Below are 7,965 nucleotides of genomic sequence, written 5' to 3'. Positions count from 1 at the left end.
TAATTCATAACGTCTCACCATTTTTTATTTTATGCATATTAAGTTTTGATCTATTAGAAATGTTTGAGTATTAATTTTGCACGCTATTAACTGCGCTTTAATCTAAATGCTCACCGCAGTGCGGACAAAAATTCTTTTGCCGCACTTCTTTTTCACGGCGCTCAAGCTCTCGCTCACGTAGTACTTGCAGCACAATCTCCTGTGCTTGCTCCTTATCTAACCCAAGCTCTCTGCGGATTTTCTCAATCATCATCTGATTTTGCACCAAATCAAAATCACTATCGATCAACTGTTCTCGAAAATCTTGCTCAAGCTCTTCGCGGCGCTGACTGAGCTCATTTGCCAAACCAGTGGCTAAAATACCAGCCGGTAATGCAGCGAGGCCGACACCCAATATCGTAATAACCGCACCTAATATCTTACCCGCATTGGTAATCGGCGTCACATCGCCATAGCCTACTGTCGTGAGTGTCACTACCGCCCACCACATCGCTTTCGGTATCGATTCAAACTCCTCTGGCTGTGCGTGATTCTCTACCAAATAGATGCCGCTAGAGGCGGTAACAATCATAATAACTAAGATAAAAATAACGGCTTGAAATGAGCCTTTTTCTTTACTAATAACCACCAATAAAATACGTAAAGAGGCAAAATAACGGGTGAGTTTAAGAATTCGAAACAGACGCAAAATACGTAAGAAACGCAAATCGATACTGACAAAGAAGTTCAAAAAGGCTGGTGCAATCGCAATAATGTCAATCAATGCAGAAGGACTTTTTAACCAATCCCAACGCTGACGCCAAGTGGTATTGTCCGGTTTGGCGTCAGCAACACTCCATAAACGTAGCAAATATTCGACAGAAAATACCACAATTGAAAAATTTTCAAACCAAGTGAAGTATTCTTGATAAGGGTAATACCAACTATCGACAGATTCAGCGATAACTGCAGTGACATTCGCCATTATCAAAAAAATCAGAAAATAATCGAGGTAGCGACTAAAGAGCGTATCATGCTCATCGTTCTGTAAAGTATTATAAACAAAAAGACGCAAGCGCCGTATAAATTGGAGTAGCATGCCGTCCCTGTTCGGTGTAACACCGGTTTTGTATTAATAAAAAATGTAGTATTGAGAAATGCCGTTATGAGAGAGACAAAATGGTTTGACAGATACACAGCTAATTAGTTAGACATATTAGGTACTCAGTCATAAAAACATCTTGTTTCGATCACTAATTTACTGATGATTGATTGAAAAACCTATCAAAATCAAAAGCTATTTTCTTATAGTCTTTATTTTAGAACTTTTTTATATAGCAGTTTGACCGCAGTCTATTTTTATATTAAAACCAATATGGCTGTTTTATTCATCAAACGCCATTATTATACAAAATTTAGATAATAAATATGTGTCGCAGCTACCAATATAATGGCAATCGCAATAAAAATGCAGCGTAAAAATCGCTCATCCGCTCGTAATTGATTGCTTAAGTTTTGAGCAGGTAGCAAAAACAAGCCACACTTTGGGCAGCAAGCATCTATTTGGTTTAACAGCTTAATTGAGCGGGCATTTTCACAGCGAAGCGGCGAATTGCTACAGTAGCCGAGCATAATAGGTAACCAATTCCTTTATAAAATAGCGGCGAAAAACGCCACACTAAAATGATGATAATGATTTAATTAACAAACTCTAACTTAACTTATCTTAATGACACTGATTGTAACTTAAAATAAAAATAACACTGGTTTCTATTTAAAACCTTACTCTTATTAAGGTTTTTGTACTATAATGCAACCGTAATGTTACGAGTTAATCCATAACCCTAACATTGCATATTGGTAATTAATGTCATCCCTCATTAGAAATTTACCAATAATCATCTATTACGTTGAGGAATTAAACGATGAAACTACAATCCCTAGTTTTAGCCGCTGCTACTGCACTTACTATGACCACTGCTTTTGCTGTACCTGCTGGTACTTGGACAGTTGCTGCTGGCGCACACTATGTTGACCCAAAAAGTGATAATGGTACTCTAGCAAACAGTGATCTTGATTTAGTTGCTAATGTTGATGTTGATGGTGATGTACGCCCAACCATCAGTGGTGAATACTTTATCGCTAACAACGTTGGCGTTGAGCTACTAGCCGCGATTCCATTTCATCATGATTTCACTTTAAATGATGCTAACGGTGCAGAAATTTTTACAGGCAAAACTCAACATTTACCACCAACGCTTTCACTACAATATCACTTCGACGGCTATAACATGCCTATGAATGTGAAACCATTTGTTGGTGTTGGTGTGAACTATACGACTTTCTTTAAAGAAAAACTTAATAACAACTTAGGTCTTGAGTTAAAACTTAAAGATAGCGTCGGTGTTGCAGGTCATATCGGTCTTGATATTCCATTCGCTGCAACTGAATCTTTGCGTATTGATGCCCGCTATATGGACATCAAAACAGACGCTACCGTAAATGGTGCGGGCGTTAATTATGAGCTTGGCGAAATCGACATCAGCCCTTGGGTTTATGGCGTTGCGTTTGTAAAACAGTTCTAATTTAGCAAAATCATTAGCTAAAGATTATGAATAAAAAAGCCAGCTTAACCGCTGGTTTTTTTATATCTTCCATTTACCTTATGCTTCATTGAAACAAAAGATAGAAAAAAAAGACCATCCGCAGACAGTCTCTTTATTATTTATATAACAATTAAGTATGGATAAAACTTATAGCAAGATACGGCGTGGATCAGCCAATAAACTAGCAACATAGCGTGTAAACACTGCCGCATCAGCACCGTTAATCACACGGTGATCATATGATAATGACAATGGCAACATCAAGCGCGGCTCAAAGGTTTGCTTAGCAGCATTCCATTTTGGTTGCATAGTTGCTTCTGATGCACCTAAGATACCCACTTGTGGCCAGTTCACCAGTGGCGTAAACGCAGTGCCACCTAAGATGCCTTGACTTGAGATGGTAAAGCTTGCACCTTGCAAGTCTTTGGTGCTCAGCTTTTTATCACGAGCTTTAACTGCCAACTCGCCGATTTCAATGGCAATTTGCTTGATACCTTTTTCGTGAGCATTTTTAATCACTGGTACGATCAAGCCATCATCTGTCGCTACCGCTATACCCATATTTACGCTTTTGCGCAGGATAACTTGGGTATTATCATCGCTTAAATGACTGTTAAAGCGCGGATGTTGGGTCAATGCATAAGCCGTTGCTTTGACGATAAAGGCTAAAATCGTTAGCCCAACACCTTCAGCTTTCATACTACCTTTAAGCTCACTACGCAGATTTTCTGTCTCTGTAATATCAGACAAATCAAACTGCGTCACTTGCGGTAAGTAAGTATTATAATTCAGCTGCGGTATAGATACCTTCTGCAAGCGGGTCAAGTCTTGGGTTTCTGTTTCACCCCAAATCTCAACATTACTCATATCAGGCAAGCTTGGTAAGCTGGCTCTAGATGCACCGGCTCCAGTAGCTGGAGAAGCTTGTTTTGTCGTTAGGCTTTGTTTGACATGAGCAAACAAATCTTCTTTTAAGATACGCGCATTCAGTGCTGAACCTGCCACCTCACTGATATCCAAACCCAACTGACGTGCAAGCTTACGCACGGCAGGACCAGCATATACTTCAGCTAACTTCTCATTAACCTGAGTTTCTGTTAGCTTACTGCTAGCGGCAGTCGCAGCGACATTATTCGTCGCAGCTGCAGATTTAACCGCTGCTTGTTTTGGTTCACCTGTAGTCTGAGTTTGCGGTTCAGGCGTAGCAGCTTCTTGCTTACTGGTTGAAGCTTCTTTAACGTCAGGCGTACCAGCTGCATCATTACCAGCTGCAGCGTCATTACTAACAATAATGATAAAGTCTTGGCCATTGGCAACCATATCGCCCACTTGCACCAGTATTTTTTCAACTTTGCCTGCTTGTGGCGCTGGTACTTCAACCGAAGCTTTATCTGACTCAATCAGTAAAATTGACTGATCGGAGCTGACTATATCGCCGACACTGACCATAATTTCAGACACTTGCGCTTCATCAACACCTAAATCTGGTAGCGCATGGGTAGTCGCTGTTGCTGCTTGTGGAGCAGTTTGAGCGGTATTTGACTCAGCTGCTACTTTATCACTCTGCTCTTCTTTCTCCGTCTCTTCTTGCTTAGTATCACTAGACTTATCTTGATTGTCAGCGACAGGTGTCTCTGCGTCTTGGCTATCATCTTGACTGTCAGCATCGCTTTCAATCTCAATCAACACCATACCTTCACTGACTTGATCGCCAACTGCAACATTAATTTTAGTTACTTTACCAGCAGCAGAGCTTGGTACTTCGACCGAGGCTTTATCAGATTCAATCAGGATAATATTATCGTCTTTTGCAATGACATCACCAACTTCAACCATAATTTCACTGACTTCGGCACTATCGACACCCAAATCGGGGGCTTTAATTTCCATGTTTTATCTCCTTGTCTTATGGTTATTTTTCTTTGACGTCATCATCATTGAGCAAGGCTGCATCGGCTTGATCTTCAGCGCGACCTTCACTGCTTATCTCTTCATCATCTTCAGCGACAAACTCAGGTACTGGGTTTGGATTGATATGGTCAGGTGTTGGTGCTGGAGCATCTGGGAAGTGATCATAATGAGGCTGTTGCTGCCATGCAGGTGGTTGATCCGCTTCGATACCGAAGCTTGAAATTGCGTCTTTTACCAAGCGCATTTCAACTTCGCCTTCATCCGCCAAGCGTTTGAGGGTTGCAACGACAATGTGAGCCGCATCGACATGGAAGAAGCTACGCAGATTCTCACGGGTATCAGAGCGACCATAACCATCGGTACCAAGCGTGGTATAAGGACGGTTATCAGGTAACCAAGCACGGATTTGTTCTGAATAATTGCGCATGTAGTCTGTTGCTGCAACGACCACACCTTCGTGCGGAGCAAGTTGCTCAGTGATCCACGAAACTTTTTCTTCTTCCATAGGATGCAGACGATTGTAATCATCGCAAGCCATACCATCACGAGTCAGCTCGTTAAAGCTGGTCACGCTCCAAACGTTGGAGGTGATGTTAAACTCATCTTGTAATATGCGCGCCGCCTTTTGCACTTCACGTAAGATAACACCAGAACCTAATAACTGTACTTGAGTTGAGCCATTATCTTCAAGTAAATACATACCGCGCTTGATGCCTTCTTCTGCGCCTTCTGGCATCGCTGGCTGATCGTAGTTTTCATTCATTAGCGTCAAGTAATAATAAACACGCTCACCTTCACCATACATACGGCGCAGACCATCATGCATTACCACTGCTAGCTCATAACCAAAGCATGGATCATAAGTCACACAGTTGGGCACCACGTTAAATAGAATTTGCGAATGACCATCTTGATGCTGTAAGCCTTCGCCATTTAGAGTCGTACGACCAGCCGTTGCGCCTAGTAAGAAGCCTTGCGCTTGACAATCGCCTGCTGCCCAAGCCAAATCACCAACACGTTGGAAACCGAACATTGAGTAGTAAATATACATCGGAATCATCGGTAATGCGTTCACAGAGTAGCTGGTTGCTAAGGCAATCCACGTACTCATTGCGCCAGCTTCGTTGATGCCTTCTTCCAACATATGACCATCAATAGCTTCTTTATAACCCATCAAAGCTTCGCTATCTTCTGGGGTATATTTTTGCCCAACAGCCGAGTAAATACCCAATTGACGGAACATACCTTCTAAACCAAAGGTGCGTGCTTCGTCAGGTACGATAGGTACCACACGATCTTGAATGTCTTTATTTTTGAGCATAGCAGCTAGCAGACGCACGAATACCATGGTGGTCGACTGCTCTTTTCCGTTGCTACCTTTTAAGACGCGATCAAAAATCGATATATCAGGAATATTTAAAGGAATATGCCCACTGCGGCGATTTGGCAGATGACCACCTAACGCTTCGCGGCGACCTTTAAGGTACTTCATCTCCGCTGAATCTTCGGCTGGACGATAAAACGGTAGCGTCTCTAATTGCTCATCGGTAAATGGCAAATCAAAGCGATCGCGGAAGTACATCAAGCCTTCTTGATCAAGCTTTTTAACCTGATGCGATTTATTCACCGCTTGGGTTTGCGTAGATAAACCATAACCTTTAACCGTTTTGACCAAAATAACGGTTGGTTGATCTTTGGTCTTCATTGCTTCACTAAAGGCCGCATAGACCTTCATTGGATCATGACCACCACGGTTCAAACGTGAGATTTCTTCATCCGTCAAGGCATCTGCCATCTCTTCCAACTCTGGATATTTACCAAAGAACTCTTTACGGGTAAATTCAGGCGTTCGCGCTTCATACAGCTGATACTCACCGTCGACCGCTTCTTCCATACGGTGTTTGAGAACACCCGTATGATCTTTATCGAGTAACGAATCCCAATTACCGCCCCAAACAACTTTAATCACCCGCCAGCCTGCACCGCGGAATACGGATTCTAATTCTTGAATGATCTTACCGTTACCACGAACCGGACCATCAAGGCGTTGCAAGTTACAGTTAACAACCCATATGAGGTTATCCAACTTCTCACGACCAGCAAGTGAAATAGCGCCCAAGCTTTCTGGTTCGTCAGTTTCACCATCACCTAAGAATGTCCAAATTTTGCGACCTTCTTTCTCTAACAATCCACGGTTTTCCATATAGCGATGGACGTGGGCATGGTAGATTGACATGATAGGACCTAAGCCCATCGAAACGGTTGGGAACTGCCAATAATCTGGCATTAAGTACGGATGCGGATAGCTCGATAGACCTTTACCACCGACTTCACGGCGGAAGTTTTCTAGCTGTTCTTCAGTCAAGCGACCTTCTAGATAAGAGCGCGCATAGATACCAGGTGCCGAGTGACCTTGATAATAAATCATATCACCACCGAAATGATCGCTGGCAGCACGGAAGAAATGGTTAAAACCTGTTTCATAAAGGGTCGCACTTGAAGCAAATGTCGCTAAGTGACCACCCAAATCGTCATCGTTTTTATTAGCGCGCATGACCATTGCCAAGGCATTGTAGCGAATCAAGGCACGAATTTTGCGCTCGATCGTCAAGTCACCTGGGTACATCGGTTCATCTTCAACGGCGATGGTATTGATATAAGCCGTATCGAGACGGTTAAATGGTAGGCCTTCTTGCACCCCCATATTGTATAGAGCTTTTAATAAGAACTGCGCACGATCTTTATCAGCATGCTTAATCACAGACTCAAAAGCCTGAAGCCATTCCTGCGTTTCGCTGCTATCAGCATCCTTGTAATAATTCATCTTTTTCAATCCTTTTTATCAGTCAGCCCTGCATGATGGCAGGGTCTTATTAATTAAATAGTGTGTAATGAGCAAACGCTTTACTTGATGACTTCCTTGCTGCATCTAAGCATTCCATTGTCTTATGCGGTTTATATACAGCTAAGTTATACAAAATAGTGGCACTGTACATTAGCATACCTGTTGAATAAGCATAATTATAAAATAGAATATACACTTAACTGTGTCTATTCAGTCATTAAATGATTATGGCAGTCTATTATAGGCGCTTATGAGTCAATTGTTTATGGCTGTAGAGAAATGATGATATGACAAGTATTTCTAAAATAAATAGTGATTATTTTTTTGAGGTGTTTAAGAAAATTGTTTGGAGATTGCTAATGGAGAGTATTGTTTAGCATAGATTGGTATTTGGTCATACTAAAACCGCCACTCATCTGTTTTTCAGGAAAATAACGTCTAACCATAGCAGTGATTCAAGTATTAAAAATACTTGATAAATATTTTTCCCTTCATTAGTAAAGAGCTTAGGATTATTATAAATTGGTATAGCTGTATTTTCCGGATAAAGTTTTTATTTTTTACACATTAAAAACCACTATTGTTTTACTTCTAGTGATATTATGTGATTATTTGTAATAAAAT

Annotated in this window: 4 protein-coding genes; 1 reads left to right on the top strand and 3 read right to left on the bottom strand. The window is 41.4% G+C overall.

The genetic code is table 11. The annotated features are described in order from the left end of the window. Positions 1 to 97: 97 nt before the first annotated feature. The gene (locus CAN34_RS08200) at positions 98 to 1,078 is read right to left on the bottom strand and encodes an ion transporter (RefSeq protein WP_089555232.1); all 981 of its coding nucleotides are present in this window, start codon (positions 1,076 to 1,078) and stop codon (positions 98 to 100) included. Between the two features lie 826 nt (positions 1,079 to 1,904). Between CAN34_RS08200 and CAN34_RS08190 the strand changes: the two genes are divergently transcribed. Further along, positions 1,905 to 2,564, top strand: a complete 660-nt coding sequence (locus tag CAN34_RS08190) for an OmpW family protein (protein ID WP_089555231.1) — start codon at positions 1,905 to 1,907, stop codon at positions 2,562 to 2,564. Positions 2,565 to 2,732: 168 nt separating this feature from the next. Here CAN34_RS08190 and CAN34_RS08185 read toward each other — a convergent pair whose 3' ends face one another. Both CAN34_RS08185 and aceE read right to left on the bottom strand, forming a co-directional pair. Then, positions 2,733 to 4,475, bottom strand: coding sequence for a 2-oxo acid dehydrogenase subunit E2 (locus tag CAN34_RS08185; protein ID WP_089555230.1), 1,743 nt, complete (start codon positions 4,473 to 4,475; stop codon positions 2,733 to 2,735). A gap of 22 nt (positions 4,476 to 4,497) precedes the next feature. Beyond that, the gene (gene aceE, locus CAN34_RS08180) at positions 4,498 to 7,320 is read right to left on the bottom strand and encodes a pyruvate dehydrogenase (acetyl-transferring), homodimeric type (RefSeq protein WP_089555229.1); all 2,823 of its coding nucleotides are present in this window, start codon (positions 7,318 to 7,320) and stop codon (positions 4,498 to 4,500) included. Between the last annotated feature and the right edge of the window lie 645 nt (positions 7,321 to 7,965).

The organism is Psychrobacter sp. DAB_AL32B (assembly GCF_002224105.1).
Classification (GTDB): domain Bacteria; phylum Pseudomonadota; class Gammaproteobacteria; order Pseudomonadales; family Moraxellaceae; genus Psychrobacter.
The sequence above is the reverse complement of the archived record's forward strand: the minus strand, read 5'-3'. Positions and strand labels throughout refer to the sequence as shown.

Coding starts and splice junctions, on each gene's coding strand:
- CAN34_RS08200 (WP_089555232.1), bottom strand. CDS start 1,078: ATGCTACTCCAATTTATACGGCGCTTGCGTCTTTTTGTTTATAATACT.
- CAN34_RS08190 (WP_089555231.1), top strand. CDS start 1,905: ATGAAACTACAATCCCTAGTTTTAGCCGCTGCTACTGCACTTACTATG.
- CAN34_RS08185 (WP_089555230.1), bottom strand. CDS start 4,475: ATGGAAATTAAAGCCCCCGATTTGGGTGTCGATAGTGCCGAAGTCAGT.
- aceE (WP_089555229.1), bottom strand. CDS start 7,320: ATGAATTATTACAAGGATGCTGATAGCAGCGAAACGCAGGAATGGCTT.